We start from the raw sequence: 17,272 nt of genomic DNA, 5'->3' as shown, positions 1-17,272 counted from the left end.
CGAGTTAACTTTGTGACTTCAACTTCATGTAAGGGGATAAAATGAAAAAGGGAAATTAGAACACTTGAACACATTTCAGAGAACTAGTATTGGGTATCCACTATGGATTTTGTTGATCTGAACACTTTTTAAAATAAAGGTTTGGGTACATTACCTCATTTAGTGTAAGTTGTCAACAACCAGTTAATACTACCTCTTCTTTCTTTGATCCACGAAGACTTGTAATTTATAACCAGTCCAGACAGCCTCTCCTGGTCTAATCCATTCTATCTCAACGTCATTTTCGTCCAATCCTATCTTATTCGCTAGCAAAGCTTTAGCTGACTTATCGTAAGCCTCATCTACTCTGTCTCTCTTACTCTCTATCTTTATCCTCAGCTTCTCCATCTCCTCTGCATAAACCATTATGTTGAACATTCCAGTCGTGTCAGGTATTTCATTTATTGCATCTTCAATATATATTGGCAACAGTAATTTTCCCTTTACTCTGAACATCCACTCGACTCTCCCTGGTATAGGCTCTACAAATCTGGCATGAGTTATACCAAAGTTTGGATCTGGTTCGGTTATAAACTCATTTTTAACGTAATCCCCTAAACTGTACCTAATCAGTGGCATGGTAAAGTGATTAAGTAGAGTTGCTATCAATTCACCCCTCTCCCCTTCAGAAACCGGTTCATTGGTCTTCGGGTCTATTACATCAAAGATCTCCATATCCTCCCATATCACAAGCTCTCCTCTTGAGTTGGGTAATTCTACAGCCATATGTCCATCTGTAGTTCCCCAGACGTTTATTGCCATCTCAGCATTGGGATGTACCTTAAAAAGTCTCTTCTTCGTATTATCAGCAGCTGCACCTCCATGTAATAACAGAACCTTGAAGGGAGTCTCCCATCCTTCCTCTATTGCCATTTCTCCTATTAATCTGTGTAACCAAGGTGTAGTTGCAAAGACGTCTATCTTCCACAGTTTGAATATTAACATATGTCTCTGCTTCCAAGAGAAAAACGTTTCTCCTCCCCCAGCAATGGTAGTAGCCCCACATCTCCACATTGCCGTCTCAACTACCGGAGGACCCCAACTGTAAAACCCGCTCATGTTTAGGTAGTTGGCGTACGTTATACCTGGTCTTACTCCAGCGAAACTCCATAGATACCTAGCCTGAGCTTCCTGAAAACAGTCTAATTCCAGTTTTCCCCATCCTTGAAATGTGGGCATTCCTGTGGAACCTGAAGTTGCACCAACAAACCTTATCCTTTTGGCTAAGTCTGGATGAAATATGGTTCCGAAAGGTGGGTGTGTCTGTAAGTCAGTCCTTATATCCTCTTTCCTAAGTACAGGAATTTTCACAATATCTCTCCAGTCCTTGATGTACTCAGGATAGAATCCCCTGTTCTTCCAAAACCTCTTGTAGAATTCAACATTTTCCCATGCCCATTTAACCAATCTCTTTAGCCTGACTGTCTTTAACTTATCTAACTCATTTCTAGGCATCTTCATTACTCTTTCATTCCATAGTTTGATGGAGGGATTTGGGGGAAAATCTCTTCTTATGAATCCTTCTTCTACAAGTTCCTTGTGGATTCTTTCATATTCATGTAAACTATCTACGTTCATCTTATTTAAGTTGTATAAGAAGTTTAAAAAACTTTACGTTTCTCATGATAAATTATATGAAACATGTCATAAATGTATTTAAATGATGTATCACTATGAAATGTAAACGTGACATCTTATTCTGTGCTAAAAACTGATCATGTTATTTCAGTCATGAAGGGAATAACTTACTATCTATTTAAGGTAATTACTAGATTTACGTGGAGAGGCTAGTGAGGAATAATTAAACTCCTTATTGCAAGCCCCTCTTCTAACAATTTTACAGCCTCATTGATCTCCTCTAACTTGAATTTTCCTGTAATGAGTTTCTGTGGGTCATATCTCTTTGTCCTAACTAACTCTATTAGTTTCGGCATATCAACCCTAGGTTTACTGCCATAATTACCTATTATAGTGATTCCATTTCGCACTATCATTGAGACTCTTACGGGAATTAATGCTGATGTAGGTGGTAAGCCTATCAAAACCACTTTCCCACCGATTCTAACCCCTTCTAAAGCCATTTGTATGGTCTCTTGGGTTCCCCCAGCCTCAATTACTATATCTGGACCACCATTGGTCATTTCCTTCAGGGTTTTTACTGGCTCAGATTCCTTGGTGTTTATGAAATCTGTTGCTCCAAGCTCCAGAGCTTTTTCCAATTTCCACTTCTTTGTTCCTAGAGCAATTATTCTCCCTGCCCCCACTGCTCTCAGCATTTGTATAACTGAAAGCCCAACACCACCAACTCCTATTACAGCTACACTATCCCCAGGTCTTATGTTGGCAGAGCTAATTGCACCATAAGCAGTTATACCAGAACATCCTAACACAGCCAGTTCCTCTATATTTACGTTGTTGTCCTCTATCTTAGTCAATGCATTTTCATGTACTATAGAATACTCTGCGAATCCTCCACCTAAAAATGTCCTTATAGATCTTCCGTCCTTATATTTAACTCTAGTTGTACCGTCAAACATTGTACCTTTCAGTCTAACTGATGCAAAAGTTTCACAAAGATTTTCAATACCAGATATACAATTCTTACACTTTCCACAAGGTTGAATGAAAGTTGATATAACCCTATCACCCTCTTTTACTCTGCTTACATTGTGTCCCACTTTCACTACTCTGCCGGCTATCTCATGTCCTGCAATTACAGGTGTAGGGACTGGTGTTGACCCTAAAAAAACATTTACATCAGAGTGACACATTCCAGTAGCCTTAACCTCAATCATTACCTCATTTTCCTTAGGCTCCTCTATCTCCACTTCCTCCACAATTATAGGTTCCTTATAGTTATGAAGCACTCCTGCTAGCATAATATAGTAGAAGTTTAAACTACTTAAAAAGTTTATATTATCATTAATTCATAGTGATTTATTGTTCCATAATCAAAAAATTTAAATAATATAAACATAATCAATTATTGGGTACCTATATTGAAGGAATATGATATAATAATCGTCGGTGGAGGACCTATAGGATTATTTGCAACGTTTTATTCCGGTCTAAGAGATATGAGTGCTTTACTAATTGACGCACAAGATGAGCTAGGTGGACAGCTGGTCACAATATATCCTGAGAAGATGGTTTATGATGTTGGAGGGTATCCTGGCATTTTGGCATATGACCTAGCCCAGAACCTCATAGAACAAGCAAAGATGTTTTCACCTGATATAAGACTTAAGGAGTGGGTAGATTGGATTACAAGGACGCAGGATAATCTTTGGATGGTAAAAACTGATAAGGGAAATGAGTTTAAGGGAAAAACAGTACTACTAGCATTAGGTATAGGGAAGATCACACCATCAAGGCTAGGTGCAGGAGGAGAGATCGAGTATGAAAATAGGGGGGTATACTACACAGTTAAAAGGAAGAAGGATTTTGAGGAGAAGAGAATTTTGATTGTCGGAGGAGGAGATTCAGCTGTAGATTGGGCTATTAACCTAGCTCCAGTTGCAAAGTCAATCACATTAATTCACAGGAGAGATCAGTTTAGAGCACATGAGAGCAGTGTAAAACAGTTGTATAACATAGCTTCAGTTCACACTTGGCATGAGTTGAAGGAAGTAAAGGGGGATGGAAGTAGGGTTACCCAGGCTGTAATATTTGATAATAGGACAAAGGAGGAGAAAACGCTAGATGTTGATGCTGTAATAATAAGTATTGGACATAAGGGAGATCTAGGAAATGTTCCCAGATGGGGTTTAAACATGAAGGGAAGGGATATTTTAGTGAATGCGAAGATGGAAACGAATTTACCTGGCGTATATGCTGCCGGCGATATTGCAAGCCAAGAAGGGGTGCCAAAGATGGCTTTAATTGCTATAGGTTTTAGTCAGGCTGCTATAGCTACAAGTATAGCAAAGAAGTATATAGATCCAAATGTGTCCATATTTGGCGGACATAGTTCAGAGATAATGAAGTCCAAAAGTTAATCGAGATCAGAAGTGGCTTCTGACAATTGATCTATACTACCAGTTTTCATGTATTTGTAAGTTCAGAGTACTATAATTAGGGGTGCATAATAACTCATTAAATTATATGCTCTGGTATCTATTTCTATGCTCTTTTGGATTTAACGGAAAAATATCTAGATTAAAATAATAGTTTTTCTATTCAAGCCAGAAATCCCAGAAAATTTGTTGTATTAAGTTGGCTTGATTTTTTAATACTACTTACCATGTTCCTTTGCTTCTTGTTCCGACTGTGTCTCTCTCCATGGCTCTGGCTTGGTAGTCATCTTCAGATCAGCCTTTCTACCAGCCAATTTCTTCGATATTTCTCTAGCCAGATCGAGATCATAAAGTCTTGAAAACATTATTCTTTGTGCAGCAGGACTTCCCGCGCCGTGAATAGATTCGATTTGGAATGCAACTCCCATGCTTACATTCTCTACTAACCTAATCATTCTAAGTCTGTCCTCTGCGGTGAAGTCCTCAACTCCCTGTAAATATCTCATTATATATTCTTTTAATTTGGGATTCTTCAAATCCCATTCGCTCGGTGCAGTTCCCACCATTCCACCTGCTATATCTATAGCTAACTGGCTGATCTGTGCAGGAAATCTAGCAACTAAATGCTTAGTCACATTAGCGTGCATTGGATTAACCCACCAGCAATTATCACACATTTTAACCGCATTAAGACTTGCCGCAATCCCTGCAGAGTACATGGTTTCAGTCAGGAATATCATTTCAGTTAACTTGTCTTGTACATGAGGAGCTTTTTCAACGCCAATCTGCTTGGCTAAGTCAGCACTTGCTCCGATTATCACATCTCCTAAGCCTGCTTTACACCCCCCATAACCCTGCCTGTGATAAGCAGCAAATATCTCCACTAATGTACCAGTGTACTCCCATTCTCCAGCTAGAAAAACTCTGTTCATAGGGACAAATACGTTGTCGAATATTACCAACCCTTCATGGTTGTAGAAATATGGCAAACCGTCAATTTCACCCTCTTCCATTCTCCTTGCATCGTTAATTTGCCTCCCGACCACAATCTTAATACCCTCAGTGTCCGTAGGTATTGCAAAGGCTACAGCGTAATCCTTATCCTCTGGTCCCATAGCCCTAGTAGGTAAGACGACCATCTCCTCGGTTGCAGCTACTCCTGTTATGTTTGCCTTTGCTCCGGACACATAAATTCCGTCCTTTGTTACTTCAGTGACCCTAAGGTAAGCGTTCTTATTTGGCTGTTGGCTGGGCTTCAATGTCCTAACACCCTTAACATCTGTCATGGCTCCTGCAAGTGCTAAATCGTTCTTCTGCACGTATTTTAGATACTCTACAAACCTGTCTCTAGACTCAGTTTTACCCTTATTTGCCATAATCTTGGTCACTATATTCAGTGTATTTAGAGAGTCCCAACCAACACATCTCTGAAAACATGCTCCCGTCTTATGACTAAGTTTTCTCAGTAGTTTAACCTTAGCAGCTAAATCCTCTGGTGACCTATGAATGTGATTAAACCTGTTTATCTCTTCCTCAAGGTATGGACTCCAGGCTCTTCCTAGCTCCTTTGTGTCCTCATCCCATGCAGCATCAAATGTTGCCTTAAAGGACATCACAGATGGCTTAAGGAATGGATGTCTCGTTACATCCTTGACCTCTTTTCCCAGAACGTATATTTCCACCTTAGAGCGGTTACTTATAGACGAGACGTATTGATCTCCTGTTCTAATTACCATACTGTATAATAATGTTTAAAGTTTTTAAACTTTAGTATAATTTCATATCACTTGAATAATAATATCACATATAGGCAACAAATTGGTATTTACACTCTATTCAGCTTCTTACAAGTCAAATAATTCTGACAGACTTTTTAAGTATATATGTAATAAACACTACTCTCCACTAGGAAAAATTATCAAAAGTATAGACAAACAATTACAAAACAACTTCAGATTTGGTTTAAACTACTGAGTGTGGACTTACTTTACATTACTTAATCAAGCTTGTATAAACGTGAGGCATTCCGAGATAATATCATTTGCCTTATCTCTTCCTCCTCTTCAATTATTCCTAATGAGACCATTTTGTTCAGGACTATGTCTAAATATCTTGGAAATATCTTAGCTGAAATCCAAGATATTTCAGGTATATTAAACCCATCACTCCCATACATTATTTTGTTAAAAGGCGCAACCTCCACTATCTCCTCTAAAGTATTTAAAGCCCCCAAAGGGGCAAATGGACAGACTTGAGACAGGTCTAAGTATACTGAAGGAAATATATAACTCATCCATGCAGTCTCCCTATGGTAAGGGTATCCTGAATGAACAAACACTATTTTTCCTTCATACCTTCTCACAACATTAGTCAAGTAAGCTGGTCTCGACAGTTCAAGCTTTATATCCCTGTCACCAGCACCCGTGTGAACCTGCAGTGGTACATCTAACTCTTTAGCTATCTCCATAGTCTTGCATAACAGATAGTCCCTGAAGCCCTTTTTCTTCTCCCCATACCAATCCTCATCTCTTGACAAGAAGTCCTCTAACGCTTTCAACTCATTGCAGGTTATATTTAGACCAGTTCTGTAAGCTATTATGCTCTTGAACCCCACATATCCTTCCCTTACTTTATTCCTCAATGTCTCCTCAAAGAACTCTGTTGCCTTATCAAAGGATAAAGAGAAGAGACTTGAATTAATTATGCTCTCTATCCTAAAGAGACGCTTATACGGTGCAGGTATTTCCATCTCTTTGCTTCCAAATCCCTCATCAATCACAAAAGCTCTAATCTTAGCATCATCAATTAGGAATTTCATGTAACTTACAGGGTCGTCCCTTATTAACCTATTCCTCTCTTTGATGAAGTCATCTCCTAAAAGTCTCTTCATCTCTTTTTTTAGCATGAGGTAAAATGGTCTCCACTTGTTCATTTCAATTACGTCAGTATTTATCTCCTTTTCCCCCCACGACTCAGCTGATGCCATCATAAATTCCTTTTCGTCCATAACTTTGGCAGAAAACCAATGGCAATGAGAATCTATCATCATGCTAGATCTTCCTGTAAACCTCGTACTCCCAGTCCGTTACAATAGATTCGAACTCTTCAACCTCAGCACTTTTGATGTTTATGAACTCCCTCACAACCTGTTCCCCTATTCTCTCCTTCAATCTTTTGTCTTTATCTAGCTCACGTAAAGCCTCCCTTAGATTTCTTGGAATATCCTCTATGTCTTTTCTAAGGTAAGCATTTTCGTTTACAGGATTACCGGGTTTTAGTCCCCTCTCAATACCATCAAGTCCAGCCTCCAAGACAGCTAATATAACTAGGTAAGGATTGGCAGAAGCGTCAGGAACCCTGTACTCAACTCTCCTGTCATGTGATTCCATTGTAGGATAAGGGGTTGGTATTCTTATCATGGTAGATTTGTTGTTATACCCATAAGATATCTTAGTCGGTGCCCATGAGCCTGGTATTAATCGCTTATATGAATTAACTGTAGGTGCAACTAATGCAGTGAGAGCCTTTGCATGCTCCAGCAGTCCGGCAATGAAATTATATCCTAGTTCACTCAGTCCATATTTGTCCTTGGGATCATAAAATACGTTTTTTCCTTCTCTCCAAAGGCTTATGTTCAAATGCATACCTGACCCTGGTAGTTTGTTGAACGGTTTAGGCATGAAGTTAGCCTCAATACCCTTTGAGAGGGCAATCTGTTTTGTTATCTCCTTGAATATTACCACCTCATCAGCACTCCTCAATGAGTTCTTGTGAACTATATCAAACTCGTATTGACCAGGTCCGTACTCCTTGATAACCCTTATAATATCTATCCCTGAGTTTGTGAGTACTTTTATCATCTCACTTATTACTGGATTATTGTAAAAAGCAGAGGAGTCGAAGCATCTTGCGTCATCATATGGTTTCCTATCCTTCACAAGGTAGAATTCCATCTCAAAGGACGATCTCACGTCGTAACCTTCTTCCTCCTTAAGTTTCTCTAATCTCGCATTTAACTTACTTCTCATATCAAACTCCCAAGGCTTTCCCTTATCTCTAACTTCACATATTACAATAGCTGAGGGTGGAAACACGGTCAAAGTCGATAAGTCTGGGACTATAAAGACATCCTCATCCTGAGGACCAAAGGAACCATAAGGAGATATTATGTCCATCGGGGTAAAGCTGAACAGGGCTTTGGTGACGCCAATACCAGTTCTTATTAGCTCTTCCACATGGCTCACTTGGGCTCCTTTGGACCTGATAACTCCATCCAACCCGACCCATGTAAACCTAAGCATCTCGACATTGTAACTTCTCAGCTTATCCTTTATGGATTGTGACATGAGTTAGATTTTAAGTGTGAAATTATAAGCCTTTAGGTTATTAATTAAATAAACTAATAAATTATCTTTATATTATGTATTTGGATGTGAGTTCGATTAATTTTTATATAGTAGTAATATATGAGAGGATTTTCACTGGGACAAAGAAGATATGAATTGTCACTTTCAACTTCACTATATAAATAAATGGTATTTGCAGAGATATATTAACGTTCTAATTTAGAGATTGAATATTGTAGAAGTCTATATGAAATAAGAGTGATGTTGCCATATCCTCTTGCCCAAATGTTTAGCTGTGACCACACAGTATGAAATGGCACTAACCCAATTTGAGATATCAAAAAATTTATTCTATCAAATTATAATATACTTAAATGACAAAAATTCCTCTTGTAGGAAAAGGCGAAATATCACCTAGAGAAATGGGTTTTACTTTGATACATGAGCATTTAAGGGTATTCAGTGAACCAGTGAGATATCAATGGCCACATCTTTATAACGAAGATGAGGAGTTGAAAAATGCAGTAAATGAAGTAAAGACTATAATGTCATATGGTGTTAAGACCATTGTGGACCCCACTGTTATGGGTTTAGGGAGAGACATCAGATTCAGTGAGAAGGTCGTGAAAGAAACAGGTATAAATGTGATTGCTGCAACAGGGTTATATACTTACACTGATTTACCTTTTTTCTTCAATGGAAGATCGTTGGAAGAGATTGCAGAATTATTAATAAATGATATAAAAAAGGGAATACAAGGGACAAATAATAGAGCAGGCTTCATCAAGGTTGCAGCAGATGAGCCAGGCATAACGAGGGATGTAGAGAGGGCAATAAGAGCAGCTGCCATAGCTCAGAAAGAGACTAAAGTACCTATAATAACACATTCAAATGCTCATAACGGGACAGGTCTGGAGCAACAAAGGATTCTAATGGAGGAGGGTGTAGACCCAGGGAGAGTACTCATAGGTCACTTAGGGGACACTGATAACGTGGATTACATAAAGAAAATAGCAGATAAAGGCTCTTTTGTAGGTTTAGATAGATATGGTTTAGATCTATTCTTGCCTGTGGATAAGAGGAACGAGGTGTTGTTGAAATTAATTAGAGATGGATACTTGGACAGGATTATGGTGTCCCAAGATTACTGTTGTACAATTGACTGGGGAATAGCTAAGCCAGAGTACAAACCTAAACTAGCTCCAAAATGGAGTATGAGTTTGATATTTACAGACGTTATACCATCAATTAAGAGGGCAGGAGTAACTGATGAGCAGTTGGATGTAATATTTGTAAAGAATCCAGCAAAACTATTTAGTTAGTTTACAGTCTCTCTTATTCTTCTCTAGATCCAGATTTTTGGTATTTTTTAGTTTAATGCACTAGCTAAACTATTCCTGTCCATCTGCCGTAAGAATTTCTAATTATGCTCTGAGCTAATTTAGTTTCACAAAACCAATTTTTCTTAGAAATATGAGGAATCGCACATGACGTAATTTTTAGAGCGACGCTAATGTCTTCATTTAAGGTTATATCACTTGATGTATTTTCAATAATTTCCATTATTCCTTAAATTAGATCCCTTAGTAGTATATCTCTGTAATTCTACACGTTCTTCCATGTATATAGTTGTCATGTATGTACCATTTACTTAAGCTTTAATCTCAGCGATCAACTATTCTCGACAACAAAAATAGACATTATAGGAGAGAGATACAAATTAACTTAATTTTCATTTGGTCTCACTAAATGATCTTTTTATTAATTTAACAGTTTTTAGTAATTATAAATTAATAACGTATTTGATAGCTATTTTTTAACGTGAATAAACTCTCTTATAATTTTACTTTTTATTAATCCATGCTTGGAATTTAATAGTATAAATTTATCATTAGGTAAAAGTTTAAATGATGTTTAATAGTCTAAAATAATATATGAAAGTTGTTAATGAAAACGAAGAGGTAGAGAAAATTGGTCTGACCCTTGAAGAGGACGAGATATTATTAGTAGATCCTAAAGGGCAACATATAAGTAAAGTATCAACTAAACAAATAGTTAAGAAAGCATTAGAGGAAAAGACATTGAGGTTCAGAATTAAGGAGGCTGTTCAAGTAAAATTAAACAGAGACGAGGAGAAAAAGCTGCCAGATTTAAAGGAGCTAGTTTTCGATACACATCTCTTGTTATACGGTAAGAGGGCTCACGAAGTAAAATACGTTGGACATGTATGTCCATTCTGTGGAATGGAAGTAGATGAACAAGGATATTGTTGTTGTAATACTGGCACAGATTAAACGCCATTAGAAAAGAGGGTCACTGGCTTCATTGTGCTGATTATATTCAAAGCTGATTTTAAGCATATAGTAGTTTAATTAGTTTTTGAAAGTGAAGGTGAAAAATTTATCAAATGTGCAATTTCGCACTATTTATGGTAAGGAGTTTTTATTATTTGTTTTCTCTTCAAACCATATCATGTATCTCTTATCTTTAGCGATAAATTTAAAGTCTCATCGGCGTTTGCGTTAGTTTTGTGAAAATACTAAAATACCTTATCCCGTACATCATAGTTGGCTCTCTTCAATACTACTTTGCAAAGGACGCAATAACTTATTCTTCCCCTGTAGTTTTCAACTTACTGAGATACATAATATCTTCGGCAATTTTCTTATCTATTCGTAGGAGAATAGTGTTTAACAGGGACGTATTTCTTCTTGCACTGTATACTACAATGAGCTCCTTAACGTGGAGTTTAGGATTAAAATACGTTTCACCTTCTGAGTCCGCTGTTTTAAGCTACACTATGCCCTTATTTTCTATACCCATAGCCTTTCTAATCCTCTCAGAGAGACCCACGGTTATTGAGACGTTAGGTGTGGGCATAGGATTTTTAGGGGTAACACTTTACGGTCTACCCTTAGTTCATGGATTCAGTCTTTTAGGAGCAACTCTGACCATTATAAACGCTGTATTTTGGGCTTTATTCTCAGTATATTATAGGAAATTAAGGAATGAAGACCCAATAGTAGTAAATGCAAGTCAATTCTCCATCGGTTCTGTTATACTTGCCTTTCTGTTACCCATAGACCACGATGTAACAATTAATGATAGTTTTATCGAAGGAACAGCATATACTGCAACAATGGGAGGGGCTCTATCTTTCTTCCTGTGGAACATGATGGTCAAATTAGAGAGAGTGCCAAGAGTTACAATTTTCAGTTTCTCAATACCTATCCTTACAACAATAATTCAGGTTGTGGTATTTAATGCAGGCGTGTTCTTAATCCAAATAGCCGGAATAGCAATAATATTTATAGGCATAATATTATCAAGGATTAGAGATTTCGTCAAAGTAAAATAATATGTAATGCGGAAAACCTCATCAACTCTCAACTACTAAACTACGTTTAGATTAAACTTCTTAACGTCAACACCTAATCAATTTCTGTACTGATTGTCAGCCTCTCTTATCACTTTGTCCAATACCTCTATGCCTTTATCAATATCTTCCTTTTCAACAACTAAGGGTGGGGCTATTATGAACCACGAAGGTCCATTGTATACAAATACTCCACTTTCTAAGGCTTTTCTGGCTAATAGATCAAGTAAAATTGGTTTACCTTCATATTTATCATCATAGTCTGCAAAGGGAGTGTTTTTACTATCCTTCACCAACTCTACAGCCCAGAACAGACCGACTCCCCTTATATCTCCTATGCTTATGTGCCTTCCCTTGAGCTCATTTAATCTCTGCCCTAAATATTCTCCTATCTCTCTGACGTGTGGAAGTAGATTGAGCCTTTTGTACTCACTGATAACAGCAGGAATGGCAGCTAAGGAGACAGGATGAGCTTCAAACGTATGACCATGAGCAAAAACATTATCCTCAAAGAAATCTACGATCTCCTTAGAAACTCCTGTAATACCAATAGGAACATATGATGCTGAAGCCCCCTTGGCAGTGGTTAAAATATCAGGTTCAATACCCCACAGATTTACAGCAAACCATTCCCCTACTCTACCCCATCCAGTCATAACTTCATCTACAATAAATATGACATCATTTTCCATGGCGATCTTCCTTAATAAGGGCATGTACTCCTTCGGCGGGACGATCACACCATTTGTACCTGTTATGGGTTCAACTATAATTCCTGCGACATGCTTTTCCTGTTTTATGATGTACTCTACGTAATTTGCGCATGCTATACCGCAATCTGGATATTTCAGTTTCAAGGGACATCTGAAGCAGTAAGGCTCTGGAAATCTTACAACTCCTGGCATTATGTTAGGCTCAACAAACCATCTCCTGTAGTCTCCAGTCAGAGATATGGATCCCTCTGTGGAGCCATGATAAGATCTGTATCTAGATAGAATCTTGAAAGAAGGTCTCTTAATCAGCCTTATGATCTTTATCGCAGCTTCATTGGCTTCTGTGCCTGAGGTTGAAAAGAAGAATTTAGTTATGTTTTTTGGCATCACTTCTAGTAATGCCCTTGATGCCTCAGCCCTAATACTGACCCCTAATGAAGGATTTATGTATTGTAATGTTTCCAACTGTTTTTCTATAGCCTTAATTACGTTTTCATTACCATAGCCCAAATTAACATTTATGAACTGGGAGGAGAAGTCCAGGTACTTATTACCTTTGGAATCAGAAAAATATGCACCCTTACCCTCTTTGATTACTAGAGGATCCCAGTTTTTCTGTTTTCCCCATGTCCTAAATGTATGTTGCTTTATTAAGTTCTTAGTTAAGACATCTTCTTCCATAAGTAATATTCTTCTTAAACAGATTATAAACCTCTTTGAGAGTAATTTGGATTATATACAAACTGATATTCCCTTAATATACTATACGTACAATTTTAAAATAGATGATAGAGATTTATACAAAATTTTATATCTATGCTTATATATTTGGAAAAAATGTATTATATACAAATGGAGTTAGACGAAATAGATATAAAAATTCTCAAGATACTTCAGGAAAACGCCAGACAGTCTTTAGAAGACATGAGCAAAATGCTCAAACTTCCCAAGTCAACTATCGCATATAGGATTAAGAGACTCGAATCTCAGGGTATAATAAAGGGTTATTATGCGCATATAGATCCCTATGCACTAGATCAAGATTACATAGTAATAACATTTGTTAGGGCGAAGTATGGAAAGGATTACCATCTGAACTTAGGCTCAAAATTAGCCGAGATACCGGGGGTCTGGGGAGTTTATTTTGTTTTAGGTGATACAGACTTCGTAGTAATGGCTAGGTATAAAAACAGGGAGGAGTTTATGAAAAATTTTCTTGAGAAACTTATGAGTATGCCAGAGATAGAGAGGACTAGTACACAAATTGTGGTAAAGACGATAAAGGAGACTCCAAATATAGTAATTTATTAAGGTGATGAAAATTATGAAGAAGAGGAGAAATATGATCCAATTAAAGTTAAGACCTTATTCTCCTTATTTTTAGGGAATGAAGTCTTTATCCTCTTTGTTTGTTGATTTTTTCAGAACTATGTCAAGTTAGATTAATAACTCTCGCCAAGTGAAACCTTCGATAAATACATGTAAGACTATACTATACCATGTTAAATACAGTTTGGGAGATCTATGTTTTAAGTATATTTGATTGCTATAAAATGTCGAATGTCTCTGCAAATATAGTCATGAAATCAACCTAAAATTATAGGTAAGCTTATTATCAGTAGATGAGATTTTATCTTGTGAGTACTGAGGAGATTTACGTAAAATTAAAGAGTGATAAAGAGTTCATACAGAGAATCGCAGAGGTAGTCGTAGAAACCGTAGTGGTTAAGAAATTAGATGAATTTGAAAGACAGTCCAGGTTCATTAACGATAACTTAGTCTTGATATGGGAGAAACTCGCTGAAAACGACATAAAATTTAACAAAATTCATGAGGAATTAGTGAAGTTGAGGCAGGAGATGAATGATATGAGGAAGGACTTTAACAGTGAAATCATCAAGTTGAGGCAGGAGATGAATGATAACTATAAACAGATTGCCAGGTTTGTGGAGAACTTAACGACAAGTATAGAGGACGATGCCCAGTATTATTTACAATGGCTTATTGAAAAGAAGTTAGGTTACAAGGCAGAGATAACTAGGTTAGAAATTGACAATGTAGTTGAAATTGACATATTTTCACAATTTGGAAATTATTTATTAATTGGTGAAGTTAAGAGTAGGGCTAATAAGTCAGTATACCTGGAACTAATGAGAAAGGTAGAGAAACTAAAAACAGTCAAACCTGAATTATTTAAAGATAAGAAACTAATCTTGGTAATATTCTCCCTAAGCGTCACTAAAGATTTGTTAGACCTATGTAAGGAGAACAAAGTATATTTGACTACGGGAAGTAGAGATTTGACAAAATTTGAGGAAATAATATAAAAAATTATGAATTAAGAACTAAACGAAAGAGATTAAGTGGTTGTTGACACCTCTTCCTGCTACTTCAGACAAATAGCTTTTGTCTATTTTGTATAGATTTGCTCTCGGCTCTAATCTTAGGTTAAGTTTTGGAATTCACGGATTATTAATCTATAAGTTAGATAGAAATTTATTAGTTTTTCAGTTTTTCCAAGGAAGTTCCCATAAAAAAGTCTACTGATACAATAACTCGAACCAAGAAGATCTAAAAGGACAATGATAAGATACTTAGTCCCTCATATATTATGTTAGCTGCTAGCATTGAGGTTATCTCACTGACATCGTATGGTGGGGACACCTCTACGACATCAAATCCAACTAATTTGTCAAATCTCCATTGCCTTATGAACTCTATTATCTCAAAGCTCGATAGACCTCCAACTTCAGGAGTCCCTGTTCCAGGTGCAAATGCAGGATCAACTACATCTATATCAAGTGAGACGTAAGTGGGTCCTTTGAGTGATTCGATCTCCTTTAATATATCTTTGGGATTAAGTTTTAACTCTCTAATGGTGAAACTCTTTATTCCTAGCTTCACTTTGTCACTTAAGTCCTCCTTTGAAAATGTAGATGCCCTTATGCCAGCCTGAATAACGTCTTTGATTAAACCCTCCTCGAGTGCTCTTCTTAACCAACTCCCATGTGTATATTTTTTACCCCAGTAAGTGTCCCAGAAGTCATAATGGGAGTCTAAATGAATCAAGTTGATCTTACCATATTGCTTATGCATAGCTCTCAGTATGGGAAGTGTTATGGAGTGGTCCCCTCCAGTTATGAAGGGAATCAACTTTTTAGATGATATAATGTCGTATACGTCTTTCTCTATTATCTTTATGGTGTCCTCAATATACCCCGGTATTATATTCACATCTCCAAGGTCACAAGCATTAAGTTTGTCAAACGGATATGTATCCAGAAACTGATTGTAAGGTCTTAGTAACCTTGAACCTTGTCTTACAGCCATTGGTCCAAATCTAGTTCCTGTTCTATATGTTACGGCATCATCGAAGGGTATTCCAAGGAAAGCCGCTTTAACCTCTTCCTGTGGTAAACATATTGGAAGTCTTCCAAAAGTGGAAACTTGGGTAAATCTTGGGGATTTAAGAGCATCGATCTGCCTCATATGAAATAATAGGAGCGTTGATTATAAAAATTAATTATTATTTCACGGTCAATTTATGACGACCTTTTAAAAAACAAGTACTCATCATGGACTATTTGGTCTGGGATTTCATTTAAGTTTTGAGAGAAGAAACAAGCTTATGATCGAAATTACACAGCCAAGATCTAAGGCAAACATGGAGAATGCAAAACTCTTGGTTATAAACAGGACGAATCCCACTAAGCTTGGAGCTATCATAGTTCCCAATTGGGACACTGCATTAGCGAACCCAATTGAAGTACCTGCCCTACTTTCTCCCCCTATCTTCATTATGATGGAGTCTGTAGGGGGTCTATAAGAGAACGAGAACACCCCTAAAAGAAATGCCTCAGCTACTACTAGGTAGGGATTAAATGTTATTATAATGAGTAAAGTGACTAAGATAAATCCTATTAAATTAATCAGTATTACATTCTTATCTCCTATTACTGCTACTAACCTTTCCACACTTAATATACCTATCAGTTGACCTAATCCAAAAAGGAATAGAAATGATGCAGATAGAGTTACAGGAATGTCTCTATAAACCACTAACATAGAGAATATCCATGTAGTTGTTCCCCACGTAGCCCACAGTTCACCTAGCCTTATCAAGGTGGCTAATATGATTTTCCTATTGAAGAGAACACTAAATGATCTTTTAACCTCGGTGGACTTCGAATCAACCTTTAACTTTAAACTGAGAAGACATAACACACTAAAACCTGTGGCAAAGAATAAGAACAAGAATTTCCATGAATCTAGCATAAACGACGAGACTGCTCCAAGAAGCAAGATAGTAATTGGTCCTGCACTTTCTAGTAAAGCTACATAAAATGTGAGATGGGAACTTCCCGCATAGGTAATAGCTATTATTTTCATTGCAGATGGAAATATTGAAGACGTAATAATTCCTTCCATAAAGTAAATTATCACTATTAGCACATACGATCTTAGAAACAAGAACAGTATGAGATTAAGTGGAACTAAAATAGCAGATGACGTAGCCATAGCCTTGTTAGGACCAATTTTGTCAATTATCAGCCCCCAGGGAATGGAAAATAAGATATATCCTATATAGAAAGAGGAGGCTACAAAGCCTACTTCTACAGGATTCAAGTTAAGTAAAATAGATATAGGTAGGGCGATAACTCCCCAGCTAAGTCTTATGAGAAGTTGCATGAAAGTCCCTAACCAGCCTATAAAAACACTCTTACGCATAATGAAATACATTTTAAAAATCATACATTTTAAGCTTTAGACTTATACGCGTTC

The 17,272-nt window shown here is 37.1% G+C and carries 14 protein-coding genes; 6 read left to right on the top strand and 8 right to left on the bottom strand.

Annotation, left to right across the window (positions count from 1 at the left end; genetic code table 11):
* Positions 1-189: 189 nt before the first annotated feature.
* Both SUSAZ_09795 and SUSAZ_09790 read right to left on the bottom strand, forming a co-directional pair.
* The gene (locus tag SUSAZ_09795) at positions 190-1,617 is read right to left on the bottom strand and encodes a fatty-acid-CoA ligase (GenBank protein AHC52163.1); all 1,428 of its coding nucleotides are present in this window, start codon (positions 1,615-1,617) and stop codon (positions 190-192) included.
* Between the two features lie 209 nt (positions 1,618-1,826).
* A complete protein-coding gene (locus SUSAZ_09790) occupies positions 1,827-2,918 on the bottom strand; it encodes a succinate-semialdehyde dehydrogenase (protein AHC52162.1) in 1,092 nt (363 codons plus the stop codon).
* Positions 2,919-3,038: 120 nt separating this feature from the next.
* Between SUSAZ_09790 and SUSAZ_09785 the strand changes: the two genes are divergently transcribed.
* Entirely contained in the window at positions 3,039-4,037 is a 999-nt protein-coding gene (locus SUSAZ_09785; protein AHC52161.1) for a ferredoxin--NADP reductase, read from the top strand.
* 236 nt (positions 4,038-4,273) lie between these two features.
* On the opposite strand, the gene SUSAZ_09780 is transcribed toward SUSAZ_09785, so the two are convergent.
* The 3 genes from SUSAZ_09780 to SUSAZ_09770 form a co-directional block, all read right to left on the bottom strand.
* The gene (locus SUSAZ_09780; GenBank protein ID AHC52160.1) at positions 4,274-5,791 is read right to left on the bottom strand and encodes a 4-hydroxybutyryl-CoA dehydratase; all 1,518 of its coding nucleotides are present in this window, start codon (positions 5,789-5,791) and stop codon (positions 4,274-4,276) included.
* 260 nt (positions 5,792-6,051) lie between these two features.
* Positions 6,052-7,062 (bottom strand): amidohydrolase, encoded by a 1,011-nt coding sequence (locus SUSAZ_09775; GenBank protein ID AHC52159.1) that lies wholly within the window; start codon positions 7,060-7,062, stop codon positions 6,052-6,054.
* 43 nt (positions 7,063-7,105) lie between these two features.
* The gene (locus tag SUSAZ_09770) at positions 7,106-8,401 is read right to left on the bottom strand and encodes a glutamate--ammonia ligase (protein AHC52158.1); all 1,296 of its coding nucleotides are present in this window, start codon (positions 8,399-8,401) and stop codon (positions 7,106-7,108) included.
* Between the two features lie 374 nt (positions 8,402-8,775).
* On the opposite strand from SUSAZ_09770, the gene SUSAZ_09765 reads away from it, so the two are divergent.
* The 3 genes from SUSAZ_09765 to SUSAZ_09755 all read left to right on the top strand — a co-directional run bounded on the left by SUSAZ_09765 (position 8,776) and on the right by SUSAZ_09755 (position 11,759).
* The gene (locus tag SUSAZ_09765) at positions 8,776-9,723 is read left to right on the top strand and encodes an aryldialkylphosphatase (protein ID AHC52157.1); all 948 of its coding nucleotides are present in this window, start codon (positions 8,776-8,778) and stop codon (positions 9,721-9,723) included.
* A gap of 612 nt (positions 9,724-10,335) precedes the next feature.
* A complete protein-coding gene (locus SUSAZ_09760) occupies positions 10,336-10,695 on the top strand; it encodes a Sulfolobus mercury resistance protein, MerI (GenBank protein ID AHC52156.1) in 360 nt (119 codons plus the stop codon).
* Positions 10,696-10,931: 236 nt separating this feature from the next.
* Positions 10,932-11,759 (top strand): hypothetical protein, encoded by an 828-nt coding sequence (locus SUSAZ_09755; protein ID AHC52155.1) that lies wholly within the window; start codon positions 10,932-10,934, stop codon positions 11,757-11,759.
* Between the two features lie 77 nt (positions 11,760-11,836).
* Here SUSAZ_09755 and SUSAZ_09750 read toward each other — a convergent pair whose 3' ends face one another.
* Positions 11,837-13,171, bottom strand: a complete 1,335-nt coding sequence (locus SUSAZ_09750; protein AHC52154.1) for an aminotransferase — start codon at positions 13,169-13,171, stop codon at positions 11,837-11,839.
* Between the two features lie 171 nt (positions 13,172-13,342).
* Here SUSAZ_09750 and SUSAZ_09745 point away from each other — a divergent pair, with 171 nt between their 5' ends.
* Both SUSAZ_09745 and SUSAZ_09740 read left to right on the top strand, forming a co-directional pair.
* A complete protein-coding gene (locus tag SUSAZ_09745; GenBank protein AHC52153.1) occupies positions 13,343-13,801 on the top strand; it encodes an AsnC family transcriptional regulator in 459 nt (152 codons plus the stop codon).
* A 311-nt stretch (positions 13,802-14,112) separates the two neighbouring features.
* The gene (locus SUSAZ_09740; protein AHC52630.1) at positions 14,113-14,817 is read left to right on the top strand and encodes a hypothetical protein; all 705 of its coding nucleotides are present in this window, start codon (positions 14,113-14,115) and stop codon (positions 14,815-14,817) included.
* A 244-nt stretch (positions 14,818-15,061) separates the two neighbouring features.
* Here SUSAZ_09740 and SUSAZ_09735 read toward each other — a convergent pair whose 3' ends face one another.
* A complete protein-coding gene (locus SUSAZ_09735) occupies positions 15,062-15,979 on the bottom strand; it encodes an agmatinase (protein ID AHC52152.1) in 918 nt (305 codons plus the stop codon).
* Positions 15,980-16,087: 108 nt separating this feature from the next.
* Positions 16,088-17,218 (bottom strand): ABC transporter permease, encoded by a 1,131-nt coding sequence (locus SUSAZ_09730; protein AHC52151.1) that lies wholly within the window; start codon positions 17,216-17,218, stop codon positions 16,088-16,090.
* Positions 17,219-17,272: the final 54 nt, after the last annotated feature.

The sequence above is a fragment of the Sulfolobus acidocaldarius SUSAZ genome, assembly GCA_000508305.1.
Classification (GTDB): domain Archaea; phylum Thermoproteota; class Thermoprotei_A; order Sulfolobales; family Sulfolobaceae; genus Sulfolobus; species Sulfolobus acidocaldarius_A.
Note: the sequence above shows the minus strand (reverse complement) of the source record. Positions and strands in the feature narration are given on the sequence as shown.

Bases quoted from the DNA above. Each gene is read 5' to 3' on its own strand.
- SUSAZ_09740 (AHC52630.1), top strand. From the start codon at position 14,113: ATGAGATTTTATCTTGTGAGTACTGAGGAGATTTACGTAAAATTAAAG.
- SUSAZ_09765 (AHC52157.1), top strand. From the start codon at position 8,776: ATGACAAAAATTCCTCTTGTAGGAAAAGGCGAAATATCACCTAGAGAA.
- SUSAZ_09780 (AHC52160.1), bottom strand. From the start codon at position 5,791: ATGGTAATTAGAACAGGAGATCAATACGTCTCGTCTATAAGTAACCGC.
- SUSAZ_09775 (AHC52159.1), bottom strand. From the start codon at position 7,062: ATGGACGAAAAGGAATTTATGATGGCATCAGCTGAGTCGTGGGGGGAA.
- SUSAZ_09790 (AHC52162.1), bottom strand. From the start codon at position 2,918: ATGCTAGCAGGAGTGCTTCATAACTATAAGGAACCTATAATTGTGGAG.
- SUSAZ_09730 (AHC52151.1), bottom strand. From the start codon at position 17,218: ATGCGTAAGAGTGTTTTTATAGGCTGGTTAGGGACTTTCATGCAACTT.
- SUSAZ_09745 (AHC52153.1), top strand. From the start codon at position 13,343: ATGGAGTTAGACGAAATAGATATAAAAATTCTCAAGATACTTCAGGAA.
- SUSAZ_09735 (AHC52152.1), bottom strand. From the start codon at position 15,979: ATGAGGCAGATCGATGCTCTTAAATCCCCAAGATTTACCCAAGTTTCC.
- SUSAZ_09795 (AHC52163.1), bottom strand. From the start codon at position 1,617: ATGAACGTAGATAGTTTACATGAATATGAAAGAATCCACAAGGAACTT.
- SUSAZ_09760 (AHC52156.1), top strand. From the start codon at position 10,336: ATGAAAGTTGTTAATGAAAACGAAGAGGTAGAGAAAATTGGTCTGACC.
- SUSAZ_09770 (AHC52158.1), bottom strand. From the start codon at position 8,401: ATGTCACAATCCATAAAGGATAAGCTGAGAAGTTACAATGTCGAGATG.
- SUSAZ_09750 (AHC52154.1), bottom strand. From the start codon at position 13,171: ATGGAAGAAGATGTCTTAACTAAGAACTTAATAAAGCAACATACATTT.